The 15,230-nt window shown below is 71.0% G+C and carries 16 protein-coding genes; 10 read left to right on the top strand and 6 right to left on the bottom strand.

Going from position 1 to position 15,230, the window contains the following annotated elements; all coding sequences use genetic code 11:
- The first annotated feature begins 17 nt into the window (after nt 1-17).
- The 4 genes from AB0C12_RS41675 to AB0C12_RS41660 all read left to right on the top strand — a co-directional run bounded on the left by AB0C12_RS41675 (nt 18) and on the right by AB0C12_RS41660 (nt 3,932).
- Nucleotides 18-581 (top strand): flavoprotein, encoded by a 564-nt coding sequence (locus AB0C12_RS41675; protein WP_360556494.1) that lies wholly within the window; start codon nt 18-20, stop codon nt 579-581.
- Nucleotides 578-2,683, top strand: a complete 2,106-nt coding sequence (locus AB0C12_RS41670; RefSeq protein ID WP_360556492.1) for a radical SAM protein — start codon at nt 578-580, stop codon at nt 2,681-2,683. Before AB0C12_RS41675 ends, AB0C12_RS41670 begins: the two co-directional genes overlap by 4 nt.
- A gap of 51 nt (nt 2,684-2,734) precedes the next feature.
- Nucleotides 2,735-2,938, top strand: a complete 204-nt coding sequence (locus tag AB0C12_RS41665) for a hypothetical protein (protein ID WP_360556490.1) — start codon at nt 2,735-2,737, stop codon at nt 2,936-2,938.
- A gap of 211 nt (nt 2,939-3,149) precedes the next feature.
- A complete protein-coding gene (locus AB0C12_RS41660; protein ID WP_360556489.1) occupies nt 3,150-3,932 on the top strand; it encodes a hypothetical protein in 783 nt (260 codons plus the stop codon).
- A gap of 51 nt (nt 3,933-3,983) precedes the next feature.
- On the opposite strand, the gene AB0C12_RS41655 is transcribed toward AB0C12_RS41660, so the two are convergent.
- The 3 genes from AB0C12_RS41655 to AB0C12_RS41645 are packed head-to-tail and all read right to left on the bottom strand — an operon-like array spanning nt 3,984 to nt 6,468.
- Nucleotides 3,984-4,454, bottom strand: coding sequence for a DUF4262 domain-containing protein (locus tag AB0C12_RS41655; protein WP_360556487.1), 471 nt, complete (start codon nt 4,452-4,454; stop codon nt 3,984-3,986).
- A gap of 53 nt (nt 4,455-4,507) precedes the next feature.
- On the bottom strand, nt 4,508-5,620 hold the full coding sequence (locus AB0C12_RS41650) for a PQQ-dependent sugar dehydrogenase (protein ID WP_360556485.1): 1,113 nt from the start codon (nt 5,618-5,620) through the stop codon (nt 4,508-4,510).
- 59 nt (nt 5,621-5,679) lie between these two features.
- Entirely contained in the window at nt 5,680-6,468 is a 789-nt protein-coding gene (locus AB0C12_RS41645) for a DeoR/GlpR family DNA-binding transcription regulator (protein WP_360556483.1), read from the bottom strand.
- A gap of 109 nt (nt 6,469-6,577) precedes the next feature.
- On the opposite strand from AB0C12_RS41645, the gene AB0C12_RS41640 reads away from it, so the two are divergent.
- From AB0C12_RS41640 to AB0C12_RS41620, 5 genes are all read left to right on the top strand, one after another.
- Nucleotides 6,578-7,870 (top strand): alpha-glucosidase/alpha-galactosidase, encoded by a 1,293-nt coding sequence (locus AB0C12_RS41640; RefSeq protein ID WP_360556482.1) that lies wholly within the window; start codon nt 6,578-6,580, stop codon nt 7,868-7,870.
- A gap of 82 nt (nt 7,871-7,952) precedes the next feature.
- Nucleotides 7,953-8,840 carry a sugar isomerase gene (locus AB0C12_RS41635; protein ID WP_360556481.1) on the top strand — a complete coding sequence of 296 codons (888 nt, stop codon included), beginning with the start codon at nt 7,953-7,955 and terminating at the stop codon, nt 8,838-8,840.
- 17 nt (nt 8,841-8,857) lie between these two features.
- A complete protein-coding gene (locus AB0C12_RS41630; RefSeq protein WP_360556479.1) occupies nt 8,858-10,174 on the top strand; it encodes an ABC transporter substrate-binding protein in 1,317 nt (438 codons plus the stop codon).
- Nucleotides 10,174-11,118, top strand: coding sequence for a sugar ABC transporter permease (locus AB0C12_RS41625; RefSeq protein WP_360556478.1), 945 nt, complete (start codon nt 10,174-10,176; stop codon nt 11,116-11,118). The genes AB0C12_RS41630 and AB0C12_RS41625 overlap by 1 nt, the downstream gene beginning before the upstream one ends.
- Complete coding sequence (locus AB0C12_RS41620; protein ID WP_360556476.1) at nt 11,118-11,939, top strand: carbohydrate ABC transporter permease; 822 nt, start codon at nt 11,118-11,120, stop codon at nt 11,937-11,939. Before AB0C12_RS41625 ends, AB0C12_RS41620 begins: the two co-directional genes overlap by 1 nt.
- Nucleotides 11,940-11,942: 3 nt before the next feature.
- On the opposite strand, the gene AB0C12_RS41615 is transcribed toward AB0C12_RS41620, so the two are convergent.
- The 3 genes from AB0C12_RS41615 to AB0C12_RS41605 all read right to left on the bottom strand — a co-directional run bounded on the left by AB0C12_RS41615 (nt 11,943) and on the right by AB0C12_RS41605 (nt 14,141).
- Complete coding sequence (locus AB0C12_RS41615) at nt 11,943-12,410, bottom strand: DUF3291 domain-containing protein (RefSeq protein ID WP_360556474.1); 468 nt, start codon at nt 12,408-12,410, stop codon at nt 11,943-11,945.
- Nucleotides 12,411-12,442: 32 nt separating this feature from the next.
- A complete protein-coding gene (locus AB0C12_RS41610) occupies nt 12,443-13,102 on the bottom strand; it encodes a transcriptional regulator (RefSeq protein ID WP_360556473.1) in 660 nt (219 codons plus the stop codon).
- A gap of 139 nt (nt 13,103-13,241) precedes the next feature.
- Nucleotides 13,242-14,141 carry a sugar kinase gene (locus AB0C12_RS41605; RefSeq protein ID WP_360556471.1) on the bottom strand — a complete coding sequence of 300 codons (900 nt, stop codon included), beginning with the start codon at nt 14,139-14,141 and terminating at the stop codon, nt 13,242-13,244.
- A gap of 254 nt (nt 14,142-14,395) precedes the next feature.
- Here AB0C12_RS41605 and AB0C12_RS41600 point away from each other — a divergent pair, with 254 nt between their 5' ends.
- Nucleotides 14,396-15,226, top strand: coding sequence for an endo alpha-1,4 polygalactosaminidase (locus AB0C12_RS41600; protein WP_360556470.1), 831 nt, complete (start codon nt 14,396-14,398; stop codon nt 15,224-15,226).
- The last annotated feature ends 4 nt before the right edge of the window (nt 15,227-15,230 follow it).

Raw genomic sequence — 15,230 nt, 5'->3', positions numbered from 1 at the left:
GCTTCTCGTGCCGGTTGATGGTCGGAATCACCGGCTCCGTCGGCGCGGTGGGAATACATTCGCTGTTGCTCCGCCTCAGCGCATTCGCCGCAGTGGATCTGCGAGCCGTGATGACCAGCACGGCCGACCGCTACATCAGTCATATCGTTCTTTCGCACATTCTCGGCTCACCGGTCCCGGCCCGGATGTACGACCCGGACGGCACGATGTGGAATCCGGCCGGCCTGATGCAGGACCGCGACGCGATGCTGATCGCCCCGGCGACGGCGAACATGCTGGGCCGGCTGGCCGGCGGGAGCGCCGGTGATCTGGTTTCGGCGTGCTATCTGAATTGCGCCGGACCCACCCTGATAGCGCCGGTCATGAATGCGCGCATGCGTTCTCACCCCGCGGTGCGGCGCAATCTGGCGACGTTGGCCGGTGACGGCTGCGTCATTCTGGACGGCCGCGGCGGCTACGAGGTCGCGACCGGCCGGACCAGTACGGAAGGCGGCCTGCCCACGGCGGACGATGTCATGACGGCACTCCGCGCGGCATGCTGCGTCACCCCACCGCGCAGCCAGGAGGTGGTCGTCTCATGAGCAGGCCGATCCAGGTGGATCTGGTGTTCCCGCCGCTGACCGGCATCGCCTATCCGTACCTGAGCACCGCCGTCCTGGCGGCGTACGTCCACGACCGTTCGGTGCACCGGGTGAGACAGGTCGATCTGAACCTGCGGTTCGTGCAGCATCAGCTCACCACGCGCACGATCGAGGCGAACATCGCCGCCGCGGAAGCACGTGTGCGCGAGCTGGACCGTCGTGCCGTCAACGGGCAGGAACAGGTCGAGTACGGCCGCTGCGCCCGCCTGGTGAATCGCCGGGAAACCATCGTCGACGGGCTGCCCACCGCCTTGCGCACCATTCGCGACGCCACGGAGCAGGACCCGGGGACGCTCGACGAGGCGTACCGGATCGTCCGGTGGGCGCTCGACGCCGCCACCGCGGTACGGCCACCGGAGCGGTACGACTTCACCGAGCCCGTCTACCGCTATTCGAGCGGGAGCCCGGCCGAGCTCCGTGCCGGGCTGGCCGATCAGGACAACGGGTTCTTCGACTTCTACGACCGTGCCGTCAGCGCCGACATGCTGCGGGGCGACGTCGTCGGCATCTCCTTGGTGTACCGCGGCCAGGTTCTCCCCGCGCTGACCCTCGCGGCGTGGCTCCGCAGAGCGAGGCCGCACGCCCGCATCCTGGTCGGCGGTCCATTGCTCACCGCTCTGCGGGCGCAGCTGCAGCAGGAGGCGTGGCTGTTCGACTTCGTCGACACAGTCGTGCTGTACGAAGGCGAAGCCACCCTGCTCGAGTATCTGGAGCAGCTCGGCCGTGGCGTCGCTGTTCCCGTGGTGCCGAACACCGTCTACCGGGACGAGGACGGCGAGGTGCGGACCACCGCACGGGCCGCGCCGGTGGCGGCGGCGGAGCTACCGACCCCGGATTTCGACGGACTACCGCTGGCGCAGTACCTGGCGCCGGCCGTCACCCTGCCCGTGCTCGCCTCACGGGGCTGCTACTGGCGGTGCGCCTTCTGCACGCACCACCACATCTACGGCGACACGTACCGGCCGCGGCCGAGGTCCGCGATCGTGGACGACCTGGCCAAGCTCACCGAACGGTACGACTGCCGGAACTTCTACTTCGTGGACGAGTCGATCTCGCCGAAGCTGCTGCGTCACCTGTCGTCCTCCGTCCTCGAATCGGGCCTGGCGATCCGCTGGGGCTGCGAACTGCGGATGGAACGGTCGCTCACCCGGTCCGATTTCGACGCCGCGTTCGCAGCCGGCTGCCGCGTGTTCTCCTTCGGCATGGAGTCGGCCAGCCAGCGGGTGCTCGATCTCATGAACAAGGGCATCAAGCGGGTGGAGATCGACCGGATCGTGACCGAGTGCCACCGCAGCGGCATCCGCATCCACGTCATGTGCATCATCGGTTTTCCCGGTGAGACCGAGGCCGAGGCGCTCGAGACCATCGGATTCGTGGAGCAGCACAGTCACGAGCTCGACATCGCCGGCTTCTCGTACTTCTGCCTGAACCGGTCCGCGCCCGTCCAGCTCCAGCCGGACAAGTTCGGGGTGACCGGCCTGCGCGAGCTGGTGCCCGGCCACACGTTCGAGGAACGCCTGGCCTATGACGTCTCAGCCGGACTCGATCGGCGGCAGGCGTTCCGGCTCTGGGAGCGGGCCCTGCGATCTCCCGGTGTGCAGGCCGTGCTGGGGCGCGTCGGCCATGCGGAGCGCGAACGCTTCCTGTACGCGGTGGAAGGCCGATCGGAGGTCCGGACCCGGCCGCCGACGGACCGGGGTCGGCAGTCTTCGATCAGCGTCAGCAGCCGCTCGCACAGTCTGTCCGGAGCGTACGCGGCCGCCGACGCGTTCCTGCCCGCTGCCGGTTACGCCTACAACGTGGAGGGCATCGGGCTGGGGGACAGCTGGCAGCGGCTCCGGGAGAGCTCGGTGCCGCGGGCTGAGGCGGACTACCTCTACGTACCGTCGGCCGACGTCGACTTCGAGCTCGGCGAGCAGCTCCGCGATGCCCTCGTCCGGCTCACCGAGAGCGGACCGGAGGCAGAACTCACGCCACCGCAGGCAGCCGCTCTCGCCCATCTCCGGGGCCTCTGGGCCGGGCAGGGGGCGCCGCTGGCCTGAATCGACGCGACCCCTGGGTGATGTGATTTCGACAGAAGGGAAGACAAGCACATGGCCGGACCCGATATGCCTGCCCGTGGCCTGAACCTGCGGATCGACACGACGAAGATCGAGGAGGCGCTGGCCGCCCAGCCGCGCGTCATCGTGTCGGCGGTCGGCGCCAACCAGATCGAGACGACGCTGCTGGAGATCACCCGCACCGCGCAGGTGGACCCGAACGTGGCGGCGGACAACCAGGTGAACGTGCTCTGCTGATGGACGGCCGGGTGGTTGCCGGAAACAGCGGCAGCCACCTGCCGGTCGATGCGACCACCTCGGACAGGCCACTCCTCGGACAGGCCACTGGTACGGGCAGCGCCGAACACCCCGTGACTGCCCAATCGCATCGATGGTATGCGATGATGGGAGCGCTCCCACGGCCGCCCCGGGAGGTCTTCTCGACCGCGTCCCGACCCCAGGAGGAACATTGAAGCCCATCCGTCTGCTGACCGCCGTCTCCGCGCTGACGCTGTGCCTGCTCGCGGGCAGCGGTACCGCCGGCGCGGCGGGTGCGTCCAGCGCCCGTGACTGTACGAGGCCCGGTGTGCTGTTCTGCGAGAACTTCGACCGGCTGCCGGTCGGCGGCGCCAGCAGTCTCGACTGGGGGATCGACACCCGCAACGGCACACTGACCGTGGAACGCCGGGGCGCCGGCCGGAACGGCAAGGTGCTGCACGTCCGCACCGTCGACAACGGGCGCGCCTTCCTGCGGGTCGACGACCTCGCCGCACCCGCGGGCGGTTTCTACGGCCGGATGCGGCTGCGCGTCGACGCGTTCCCGACCGCGCCCGACTGGGCGCACTTCACCCTGGTCGAGGCGACCGGATCGGGCAGCGCCGAGGTGGTACGCCCGCTCGGCGGCCAGTACGTGCCCACCGTGGACCGTTCCCTGTGGGGCATCGGCGCGGACGGCGGACCCACCGGCGACTGGACCGCCTGGACCGAGTCGGCCCCGACCGTCACGGACACCTGGCAGTGCGTCGAATGGCGCCTCGACGCGGCGACGAACACGGTGACCACCTGGATCGGCGACGACGTGACCCTGACCGCCGGCGCTGGGGCCCACGGCGGCAACCAGGTCCCGTTCGTCCTGCCGGCCGTCGACACGGTCAAGATCGGGTGGCAGCTGTACCAGGGCGGCACCACGCCGGCCGGCTTCGACCTCTGGATCGACGACATCGCGCTCTCCGCCCGGCGCCTGGGCTGCTGATACTCCCGCTGCCCGACCGGCGCGGCCGCGACAGCCGCCCGGACGGGCAGCTCACGGTCCGGTGACCCCGGCGTGCTCGCCCAGCACCGGCGTGTCGTGCACCCTGGTGCCGGGCTGCCACGGCCACCGGTGGTACCGGTCCGGCCACACGAGCTGCAGAGCCCGCAGCCGCCCGCCGGTGCCGGCGTAGAACTGCGCGGCGACGGGCAGGTGCCGCTCCGGCTCGGTCACCGCGACGAAGGTGACCGGATGTCCCTCGAGCACGTCGTCGGCGGTGGCGCCCGCGGCGAGCTCCCGGCGCCCGGCGATGACCGCGGCGGCCAGGGCGCGCAGGGCGGGCCGGGTGATGTCCGGCGGCAGCCCGAACAGGATCAGCTCCGGGTGGCCGTGGCCGGTCAGGCCGACCGTGTACCAGCAGGTCTCCAGGGCCGTCGGCTGCGGCTCGAACTGCAGGTACACGCCGGCCTGCTCGATGGTCGCGGCGATCGCGCGGAGCGCGGCGTCGTGGTGCCCGGCCGTCATCGGATCCGCCCTCCCGTGTGCTTCGGCTGCGGGATACCCGGCCGGAGCCGGGACTACCGGCCCGATCCGGTACGGGCAGCCGCCGTCGACCGGACCGGGAAGCGGATCACCCGGTCGTCGGTCGCCGCCGGGGTGCCCCGGCCGTCCCGGTTGCTCGTGGTGATCCAGAGCGAGCCGTCCGGTGCCCGTTCGGCGGTACGCAGGCGGCCGTACTGGCCCTGCAGCAGTGCGGTCGGCGTGCCGGCGCCGCCGTTGCCGTCCAGCGGGACGGACCAGAGCCGCTGGCCGCGCAGCGCGGCGACGTAGAGCGTGCTGCCGTCGATCGTCGCGCCGCTGGGCGAGGCCTCGGCGGTGCTCCACACGACGATCGGGTTGCGGAAGCGGGTGTCGGTGCTGCGGCCCTCGACCGTCGGCCAGCCGTAGTTGCCGCCGGGCACGATCTGGTTGACCTCGTCCCAGGTGTTCTGGCCGAACTCGGCGGCGTACAGCCGGCCCTGGGCGTCCCAGGCCAGGCCCTGCACGTTGCGGTGACCCAGGCTGTAGACCAGCGAGCCGGGGAACGGGTTGCCCTCGGCGGGGACCCCGCCGTCCGGCCGCATCCGCAGGATCTTGCCGTTGCGGCTCTGCTGGTTCTGCGCGTTCGCGGTGGTGCCGGCGTCGCCGACGCCCGCGTAGAGCATGCCGTCCGGTCCGAAGGCGATCCGGCCGCCGTCGTGGATGGTGGCCTTGGCCAGCCCGCTGAGGACCACTTGCTGGTCCTGCGGCGCGTCGAGCCGCAGGCGCGCGATGCGGTTGTCCGAGGCCGAGGTGAAGTAGACGTACACGTAGCCGTCCTCGGCGTACGTCGGGGACACGGCCAGGCCGAGCAGGCCGGCCTCACCGGCGGGGACGACCCCGTTGACCGTGGCCACGACGGCCGGGGCGCTGCCCGGGCGCAGCCGCAGGATGCGGGCACTGTTGCGTTCGGCGACCAGGGCGCTGCCGTCGGGCAGGAACCCGAGCCCCCACGGAACGGTGAGACCTGTCGCGACGACCTCCGGATTCGCCAGATCAGGGGCGAGCAGCACGGTCGTACGGGTCTCCGAGTGCGCTTCGGTGGCCTGCGCGACGGCGATCGTGCCGACACCGAGTATCAGCGTGCCGACCAGGGCGAGCTTGCGGCGCATGACTCCAACCTCCCACTGTGTGGCAATTGAAGCATGTCAATGTACTCCCCGGGGCCGGCTCAGCTCGCGGCGCTGGCCACGATCACCTCGGTGCCGGCCCGCCGGATGGCCTCGATGCCCACCGGATCCGCGCTCGGGTCGGTCACCAGGGTGGCCACGTCGGTGATCGCGCAGATGCCGGCCAGGCACACCTTGCCCACCTTCGAGCCGTCCGCCACCACGATGACCCGGTCGGCCCGGCGGATCATCACCGCGTTGGTGTTCGCCTCGATCTCGTCGTGGGTCGTCAGGCCGCCCCGGGCGCTGATGCCGTCCACCCCGACCACCGCCACGGCCATGTTCAGGCCGGCCAGCGCCTGGTCCGCGATCGGCCCGACCAGCTCGTACGACTGGGTGCGGGACACGCCGCCGGTCATGATCAGCTTGAGCCGGGGGCGCAGGGCCAGCTCGGCCGCGATGTTCAGCGCGTTGGTCACCACGGTCAGGTCGACGCGCTCGGCCAGCAGCCGGGCCAGCAGGTGGGTGGTGGTGCCACCGGTCAGGCCCAGGGTCAGCGGGCCTTTCGGCAGCAGCGCCGCGACCTTCTGCGCCACCAGGGCCTTCTCCTCGCGGTGCTGACCCACCCGGTAGCGCACCGGCAGCTCGTAGGCGACGTCGACCGCGACCGCGCCGCCGTGGGTGCGCGACAACAGCCGCTGGTCCTCCAGGACCTGCAGATCGCGGCGGATCGTGGCGGGGGAGACGCGGAACTCGTCGGCCAGGTGCCCGGCGTCGACGGAGCCGTGGCTGGCCACCCGCTCGAGGATGGCCGACACCCGGTCGGCGCGGCGCAGCGAACTCTGTGGCATGGACCCTCATCAGGAAGGAATGATCAAACGCGCAGTCACTGTAGTTCGTTTCCAAGCGAAACACCAGATTTCCTTGCGCGCTTGGGGCGTAACCGCCAACAATCCCGCCATGACAGTGATCGCTTTCCTCGGCGCGGGCAGCGTGGTGTTCACCCGTGAACTGCTCGCCGACATCCTCTCCTTCGACGAGCTGCGCGGGGTGACCCTCGCTCTGCACGACATCGACGCCGAGCGCCTGGAGACGGCCGAGGCGATCGCCCGCCGTACGGCCGAGCAACTCGGCGCCCGGCCCGTCATCACTACGAGCCTGGACCGCCGGACGGTGCTCGACGGCGCCGACTTCGTCATCAACGCCATCCAGGTCGGCATGCACGCCGCGACCGTGCGCGACTTCGAGATCCCGGCGAAGTACGGGCTGCGCCAGACCATCGGCGACACCCTCGGCGTCGGCGGCATCTTCCGCGCGTTGCGCACCTTCCCGGTGCTCGAGGGCATCGCCCGGGACATGCGCGAGCTGTGCCCGGACGCGTGGCTGCTCAACTACACGAACCCGATGGCGATGAACGTCGGCTACCTCGCGGCCGTCGCCCCCGAGCTCAAAGCCGTCGGCCTGTGCCACTCGGTCTACTGGACGGTGCGCGACCTGAGCGAACTGCTCGGCGTCCCGTACGAGGAGGTCGACTACACCGGAGCCGGCGTGAACCACCAGGCGTGGCTGCTGCGCTTCGAGCACCGCGGCGAGAGCCTGTATCCGCGGCTGGACGAGCTGCTCGCCCGCGATCCCGAGCTGCGCCGCCGGGTACGGATGGACATGTACTCGCGGCTGGGCTACTTCCCGACCGAGACCAGCGAGCACTCCTCGGAGTACCTGCCCTGGTATCTGCACGACGACGCCGAGATCGAGCGGCTGCGCATCCCGGTCGGCGACTACCTGCGGATCAGCGGCGACAACGTGGCCGAGTACCACGCCGTGCGCAAGTCCGTGCTGGCCGGCGAGCCCCTCGACGTCAGCCGCGACGCCACCGAGTACGCCCCTCAGGTCATCCACAGCATGGTCACCGGGACCCTGCGCCGCATCCACGGCAACGTCGCCAACCGCGGGCTGATCAGCAACCTGCCCGAGGACTGTGCCGTCGAGGTGCCGTGCGTGGTCGACGCTCTGGGCGTACGCCCGGAACGGGTCGGCGCGCTGCCCCCGCAGTGCGCCGCGCTGAACCGCGGCTTTGTCAACGTGGGTCAGCTGACCGTGCGGGCGGCGATCACCGGCGACAAGCGGATGGTGCGGCAGGCGGCGATGGTCGACCCCAACACCGCGGCCACCCTGCCGGTGGAACAGATCTGGGCATTGTGTGACGAGTTGACTGCGGCGCACGGCGAGCTGATCCCCGAATCACTGCGATGACCGCACCAAGACGCGCAGCGTGGAATGCTCGTTTGGACGCAAAAGCTTGTGAAGCGAAAACAAACGAGCATAATCCTCGACCATGAACGACACGTCGGAGGAAATCGCCAGCCAGCCCGCCGTCTGGGAACAGGGCCTCGGCCTGACCGCCCAGGCCCGCCGCGAGCTCGCCGTGCCGGGGCAGCGGATGCTGGTCCTGGGCTGCGGCACCTCGTGGTTCGTCGCCCAGAGCATCGCCGAGCTGCGGGAGAGCGCCGGTCTCGGCGAGACCGACGCGGTGTGCGCCTCCGAGTACGTGCCGCGGCGCCGTTACGACCGCGTCGTGGCGATCACCCGCTCGGGCACCTCGACCGAGGTGCTCGACGCGCTGCGCCAGGTGCCGCAGGGCACCCACCGGGTGGCGGTCACCGCCGTCGCCGGTGAGCCGGTCGACACGCTCGCCGAGACCCGGCTGCTGCTCGACTTCGCCGACGAGCGCAGCGTGGTGCAGACCCGCTTCCCCACCACGGTGCTGGCCCTGGCCCGCGCCGCGTTCGGGGCGGACCTGAGCCACCTGGTCGCCGACGGCGCCGCCGCCCTCGAGGCGCCGCTGCCGGCCGACCCGGCCGCCATCGACCACCTGGTCTTCCTGGGCACCGGCTGGACCGTCGGGCTGGCCCACGAGGCGGCGCTGAAGGTTCGCGAGGCGGCGCAGGCCTACTCGGAGTCGTACCCGGCGATGGACTTCCGGCACGGTCCGGTCGCCGTGGCCGGGGCCCGCAGCCTCGTCTTCTCGTTCGGCGACGTGCCGCTCGCACTCGACGAGGCCGGCCGTACGGCGGGCGCCACCATCTACCGCGACGACCGCGACCCACTCGCCCAGCTGGTCCTCGCCCAGCGTTTCGCCCTGGCCCTGGCCGCGCACCGCGGCCTGGACCCCGACCGCCCCCGGCTGCTCACCAGATCCGTGGTCCTCACCGACGCGGTTTGACGAAAGTAGGTACAGGGATGACCCCCACTCGGCGCGGCCGGCGGACCCGGCTGCTGGCGGCCGCGAGCGCGGCCCTGCTCCTGAGCGCGGCCTGCACGGGCGGCGAGAGCGACGACGGTGACGCGGCGGCGGGCTACGACCCCGCGGCGGCGGTGACCCTCACCTGGTGGACCGGGCAGACCTCGGAGGCCGAGAAGGTCGCCGAGGGCCTGGCCGCCGAGTACCACGCCGCCCACCCCAACGTCACGATCAAGACCTCGGCGGGCGCGCCGACCACGGACGACCTGCTGACCAAACTCTCCGCCGGCTTCGCGGGCGGCAGCTACCCCGACATCTCGTACGCCTTCGGCAACTGGGCCGGCGACCTGGCCGCCAGCGGCAAGACCCAGGACCTGACCGACTTCGTGGCCGACCCGTCCTTCGCCTGGACCGAGATGCCGGCGGCCGCCCGTACGGTGGCCACCGCCGACGGCAAGGTGATCGGCGTACCGGCCCTGGTCGACAACCTGGCCCTGATCTACAACAAGAAGCTCTTCGACACCGCCGGCCTGAGCCACCCCACCGACGACTGGTCCTGGGAGCAGTTCCGCGAGGCCGCGAAGAAGCTCACCGACCCGGCGACCCGCACCTACGGCACCGCGTACTCGGTCTCCGGCAGTGAGGACACCACCTGGCACCTGTGGCCGTTGCTCTGGCAGAACGGCGGGAAGATCATCGACGGCACCAAGCCCGCCTTCAACTCCGAGGCCGGGGTCAAGGCCCTGGAGACGCTGCGCGTGATGGCCGTCGACGACAAGTCGATGTACCTCGATCAGACCGACGAGAAGTACACCCGGCTCTTCAACAGCGGGCACATCGCGATGATGCTGTCCGGCCCGTGGGCGCTGCTGGAGATCAAAGAGGCCAAGCTGGACTACGGGGTGGCCGCGCTGCCCGGCGTCAACGGCGACCACCAGACCGTCTCCGGCCCCGACCTCTGGGTGCTCTTCGACCACGAGGACGCCAACCGGGCCGGCGCGTCACGCGACTTCATCAAATGGCTGACCAGCGCCCAGATCGACGCGAAGTGGAACCTTGCGGTCGGTAACCTGCCGCTGCGGTCGTCCGAGCAGAGCACGCCCGAGTTCGCGGCGTACGTCAAGGAGTACCCGGGTGGGCAGAAGTTCTTCGACAACCTGGCCAACGCCAAGCAGGCCCGGCCGACGGTCGCGGGCTACGAGGTGATGTCCCGCAACGTCGGTGACGGCATCGCCAAGGTGCTGCAGGGCGCCGCCCAGCCGAAGGAGGCCCTCGACGAGGCGGCCCGCAAGTCGGCCGACGCCCTGGAGAACTGATGACGCTCACGTTCGCCGCGACGCCGCGTACGCGCAGCCCCGAGGAACCCCGGCCGCGCTCGGCGCGCGGCCGGGCGGCCCGCCGCTCGCTGACCGGGTGGGGGTTCGCCGGGCCGGCGACCCTGCTGGTGGTCGGCCTGTCGATCTTCCCGGCGGTCTGGGCCTTCTTCATCTCGCGGACCAAGTGGAACGGGATCGCGCCGGCCACCGACGTCGGCTGGCGCAACTACCAGCGGATCGCGACCGACCCCGACGCGATCGCGGCGGCCCAGCACACCCTGGTGCTGACGGTGCTGTTCGTGCCGGGCTCGATCCTGCTCGGCATTCTGATCGCGGTGGCGCTGAACCAGAAGATCCGGCTCATCGGCTTCTACCGCACCTGCATCTTCGTACCGTACGTGGCGTCGGCCGCGGCGACCGGCATCCTGGCCAGCTTCGTGTTCAACCCGCAGTTCGGCGCGGCCAACGAGGCGTTGCGCCGGCTCGGGCTGCCGGCCCAGCAGTTCCTGGAGAGCCCCGGCCAGGCGCTGATCGTCATCTGCCTGATCGCACTCTGGGGCGAGGTCGGCTTCTGCGCGGTCATCTACCTCGCCGCCCTGCAGGACATCCCCAAGGAACTGGTCGAGGCGGCCACCGTGGACGGCGCGGGCAAGTGGCGCGTCTTCCGGCACATCACGCTGCCGGAGCTGCGCCCGGTCACCGTCTTCACCGCGATCTGGCAGACCATCACGGCGATGCAGCTGTTCGACCTGATCTACACCACGACCCGCGGCGGGCCGCTGAACAGCACCCAGACCGTCGTCTACTACATCTACGAGCTGGCTTTCCAGACCCAGAGACTGGGGTACGGCGCAGCCGTCGCCTACCTGCTGTTCGCGGTGACACTGCTGCTGACCGTCGGCGTCATCTGGTACAACCGCCGGTCCGGATCGGGGGCCTTCTAGTGTTCCGCCGCCTGCCGTTCAGCCCCTGGCACCTGCTGCTCATGCCGCTGGCCCTGATCTTCGTCCTGCCGCTGGTGCAGATGGTCCTGACCTCGTTCATGACCGCGCAGGAGATCAACCAGTTCCCACCGAAGTTCATCCCGACCAGCTTCCACCTCTCCGGATACCGCGCCCTGCTGAACGAGTCGCACATCGTGCGCTGGTTCGCCAACACCGTGCTGGTGTCGGCGATCGCGGTGGTCTCGCACCTGATCCTGTGCTCGCTGGCCGGCTACGGCTTCGCCCGCCTCAAGTTCGCCGGGCGCGGCCTGGCCTTCCTCGCCGTCGTGGCCACGGTGATGATCCCGATGCAGCTGCTGATGATCCCGACGTACCTGATGTTCGCCCGGGCCGGCATCGTCGACACCCTGGCCGCCGCGTTCGTGCCGTGGCTGGCGTCCGCGTTCGGCATCTTCCTGATGCGGCAGTTCTTCCTGTCGCTGCCGGTCGAGCTGGAGGAGGCGGCCCGCCTCGACGGTTGCAGCACGCTGCGCACGTTCCTCAGCGTGGTGCTGCCGCTGGCCCGCCCGGCGCTGGCCACGCTGGCCATCTTCACGCTGCTGTCGAGCTGGAACGACCTGCTCTGGCCGCTGGTGGCGATCAGCGACGACAACCGGTTCACGTTGCAGGTCGGGCTGGCCAGCTTCCAGGGCACCCGGCGCACGGAATGGTCGCAGCTGATGGCCGGCAACGTGATCGCCACGATGCCGCTGATCATCGCCTTCCTGGTGGCCCAGAAGCGGTTCATCGCCACCATGACCTTCAGCGGCCTGAAGGGGTGATCCTCAGTGCCGGGTGCTCAGCTCGGGCGCCGGGAAGGTCTGCCGGAACGTGAACGCCTCCGGTGACGGGCCGGCCGCGACCAGGTCGAGGCGCTCGCACGCCTCGTCGACGGTGGGGACGTGGCCGGCCGGGATCCACCACAGGACCAGCGAGGCCGGCCGGTCGTGCGGCCGGAACCAGTCGCGGCGGCGGCGCAGATAGTCCAGGTGGGCGCTCTGGTACGAGAACGCGCGCAGCGACTCGATCGAGTCCCACACCGACAGCGTGACGATCACGTCCGGGTCCAGCGGCCGGACGGCGGTGGCGTCGCCGTCCGGGCCCTCGGCCAGCCGCCAGACGAAGCCGGGGGCCGAGTCGGCCAGGGCGTTGATGATCTCGAGGCCGGTCACGAACTCGGCGATGGACGGATCGGTGAGCGGGGCGCGGAGGCGGGCGACGTTGAACTGGGCCAGGTGGAATGCGCTCGTCATACCCAGCAGCACAGCAGACCCCCTCTCTACTGTCAATCAGAATTGTTTTTAGAAACCACGACACAGCAGCGGCCGGGAGCGGCGTCCATCCGGGCCTGCCAGCCGGCGGCCGCGCCGGCCCCCTCCAGCAGACCGCTGACCATGGCCAGGTTCATGCCGCAGATCAGCGGCGGGAACTGCTCGGCGAGCCGGTGGAACGGGCAGTTGGTCAGCTGGATCCCGGACGGCGTCTCGACCGGCAGATAGCCGTGCGCGGTCAACAGCTCCCGGACGTCCGTGCCGGGTGGTGTGCGGCGGCCGTGCTCGCGCGCCACGTCGAAGAGGGCGGTGTCGGCGCCGCTGCGCTCCACCGACTCGGCCAGCAGTTCGGCGGCCGTCCGGTAGTCCCGCGGCGGCACGCTGACCGCGTGCTCGGCGGCGGAGGCCCGGTAGAGCTTGGCCGGGCGGCCCGCGCCGGGTCCGGTGCGGCCGGTGCGGCGGGCGTAGGAGACCTCCAGCAGGCCGGCGTCGACCAGCTTGTCCAGGTGGAAGGCGGCCAGGGTGCGGCCGACGCCGAGCGCTTCGGCGACCTCGTCGCGGCCGACCGGGCCGGGGCCGGCGGCCCGGACCGCCCGGTAGGCGGCGCGGCGCACGCCGTCGGTCAGTGCGCCCAGCGCCGCCAGGCCGGCATCGAGGTCATCGGGGGCCGTCATCCCGCCATCGTATTGCCAACTCACGTTGGTTAAAGACGGCGGGGCTGGTCGCTGCTTCCGCGCCGCCCGCTGCACGCGGCGGGCTCCAGGAGGCGGTGGGCTGCGCGAAGCGTGGTGGGCTCCGCGCGGCTCGGCCGGATCAGTCCAACTCGTCCCGGGTGGCCTGGGCGGCGGTGCCGCCCGCGGCCCGGGTGCTCAGCGAACCGGCCGCGGCCGCCCACCGGATCGCCTCGGTCACCGGCAGCCCGGCGAGCCGCCCGGCCAGGAAGCCGGCATTGAAACTGTCGCCCGCCCCGGTCGTGTCCACCACGTCGACCGTCCGGCCCGGCGCGCTCGCCTCGCCGCCCGGCCACCACGCCCTGGCCCCCGCCGCGCCGTTCTTCATCACCACGGTCGTGCCTCCCGCGACCAGGCCGGCCGCGGCCACCTCGACGTCCTGCTCGCCGGTCACCGCGCGCAGTTCGTTGGCGTTGGGCAGGAACACGTCGGTGTGCGCGAGCACGTCCGCGATCGACTCCCACTTCTCGGCCGGGTCCCAGTTGGTGTCCAGCGACGTGCCGACCCCGCGCGCCCGGGCCCGTTCGAACACGCCGGCCAAGCCGGCCGCCAGCGGCGGCTGGAGGTAGAGCGACGCCACGTGCAGGTGCCGGGTCGCGGCCAGGTGCTCGTCGGTGACGTCCTCCGGCCGCAGCGTGGGGATCGTGCCCGGCAGCGTGAGAATGGCCCGGTCGTCCTCGGGCGGAGTCAGGATCACGCTGAGCCCGGTCGGCCGGCCGGTCGCCGTACGCGGCCGGATCAGGGCCACGCCCCGCTCGGTGAGGCGCTCGCGGGTGATGTCGCCGAACACGTCGTCGCCGATCGCCGTGAGCAGCGATGTCGTCAGGCCCAGCCGGGCGCAGCCGGCCGCGGTGATCGCCGCCGAACCGCCGAGGACCAGGTCCGCGCCGGTCAGCAACTGCTCGGCCTGGCCGAAGCGGGGGCGTACGTCGCCGCGCAGCACCAGGTCCGGGTTGGCGTCGCCCACCACGAGCACGTCCATGAAGTCCTCCGCTGTCCTCGACGACTGTCCAAATGAACAATCAGAATTGCACACTTGCCGTTTTCCGCCCCTGGGAGACCGCCCGACAGCACCATACGCGCACAAACGACTATTGACACATGTGCGTTCGATCAGTTGAATCGCTGACAACGATCGAGCCCAGCCGGTACCCAGCCCGGCACCTCCTGCGCCAGGGTGGCCGGCACCGCACCCGAGGCGGGGCAGATCCCTGAGCATCGCCGGGAGTCTCAGTCGTGATCACCCGTACCGTTCGCCGCTGGATCGCCGCCGGAGCGGCCGCCCTCACGGTCGCCGTCGGGTTCAGCCTGCACGCCGACGCGGGCACCACCGCCCGGATCGCCGCGGCCTACACGCTGCCGCCCGTCAACGCCACCTTCGACTACCAGATCGGCCAGGCCTACGCCCCGCTCGCCGGGGTGCGCGTCGTCAGCCGCGACCGCGAGGCCGCGCCGGCCGCCGGGCTCTACAACATCTGCTACGTCAACGCCTTCCAGGTGCAGCCGCAGGAGGCCACCTGGTGGCAGCAGCACCACGACGACCTGCTGCTGCGCGACGCCAAGGGCCGGTACGTGATCGACGGCGCCTGGGACGAGATGGTGCTCGACATCCGCACCCCGGCCAAGCGCACCGCCCTGGCGGCCATCGTCAACGGCTGGATCGACGGGTGCGCCGCCAAGGGCTTCCAGGCGGTGGAGCCGGACAACATCGACACCTACGACCGGTTCGCCGGCCTGCTCACCCGGGACCAGGCGGTGGCGTACCTGCGGTTGCTCGCCCCGCACGCGCACAGTGCCGGGCTCGCCATCGCCCAGAAGAACACGACCACCCTCGAGGGCCGGGGCAAGGCCGCCGGGCTCGACTTCGCGATCGCCGAGGAATGCGGCCGGTACGGCGAGTGCGACGCCTACACCGAGGTGTACGGCGCCAACCTGATCGTCATCGAATACACCAGCGGCGCCTTCAAGAAGGCCTGCACGGCGGTCGGCGCGAGCGTCTCGGTGGTACGCCGCGACGTCGACGTCACCGCGCCCGGCAGCGGCACGTACGTCTACCAGGCCTGCTGAGCCG

The organism is Actinoplanes sp. NPDC048967, from assembly GCF_040649415.1.
In the GTDB taxonomy this organism is placed as follows: Bacteria; Actinomycetota; Actinomycetes; order Mycobacteriales; family Micromonosporaceae; genus Actinoplanes.
This window is presented reverse-complemented; position numbering and strand designations above follow the sequence as displayed.

Coding starts and splice junctions, on each gene's coding strand:
- AB0C12_RS41635 (WP_360556481.1), top strand. CDS start 7,953: ATGAACGACACGTCGGAGGAAATCGCCAGCCAGCCCGCCGTCTGGGAA.
- AB0C12_RS41655 (WP_360556487.1), bottom strand. CDS start 4,454: ATGACGGCCGGGCACCACGACGCCGCGCTCCGCGCGATCGCCGCGACC.
- AB0C12_RS41605 (WP_360556471.1), bottom strand. CDS start 14,141: ATGGACGTGCTCGTGGTGGGCGACGCCAACCCGGACCTGGTGCTGCGC.
- AB0C12_RS41610 (WP_360556473.1), bottom strand. CDS start 13,102: ATGACGGCCCCCGATGACCTCGATGCCGGCCTGGCGGCGCTGGGCGCA.
- AB0C12_RS41640 (WP_360556482.1), top strand. CDS start 6,578: ATGACAGTGATCGCTTTCCTCGGCGCGGGCAGCGTGGTGTTCACCCGT.
- AB0C12_RS41665 (WP_360556490.1), top strand. CDS start 2,735: ATGGCCGGACCCGATATGCCTGCCCGTGGCCTGAACCTGCGGATCGAC.
- AB0C12_RS41650 (WP_360556485.1), bottom strand. CDS start 5,620: ATGCGCCGCAAGCTCGCCCTGGTCGGCACGCTGATACTCGGTGTCGGC.
- AB0C12_RS41645 (WP_360556483.1), bottom strand. CDS start 6,468: ATGCCACAGAGTTCGCTGCGCCGCGCCGACCGGGTGTCGGCCATCCTC.
- AB0C12_RS41630 (WP_360556479.1), top strand. CDS start 8,858: ATGACCCCCACTCGGCGCGGCCGGCGGACCCGGCTGCTGGCGGCCGCG.
- AB0C12_RS41675 (WP_360556494.1), top strand. CDS start 18: ATGGTCGGAATCACCGGCTCCGTCGGCGCGGTGGGAATACATTCGCTG.
- AB0C12_RS41625 (WP_360556478.1), top strand. CDS start 10,174: ATGACGCTCACGTTCGCCGCGACGCCGCGTACGCGCAGCCCCGAGGAA.
- AB0C12_RS41615 (WP_360556474.1), bottom strand. CDS start 12,410: ATGACGAGCGCATTCCACCTGGCCCAGTTCAACGTCGCCCGCCTCCGC.
- AB0C12_RS41670 (WP_360556492.1), top strand. CDS start 578: ATGAGCAGGCCGATCCAGGTGGATCTGGTGTTCCCGCCGCTGACCGGC.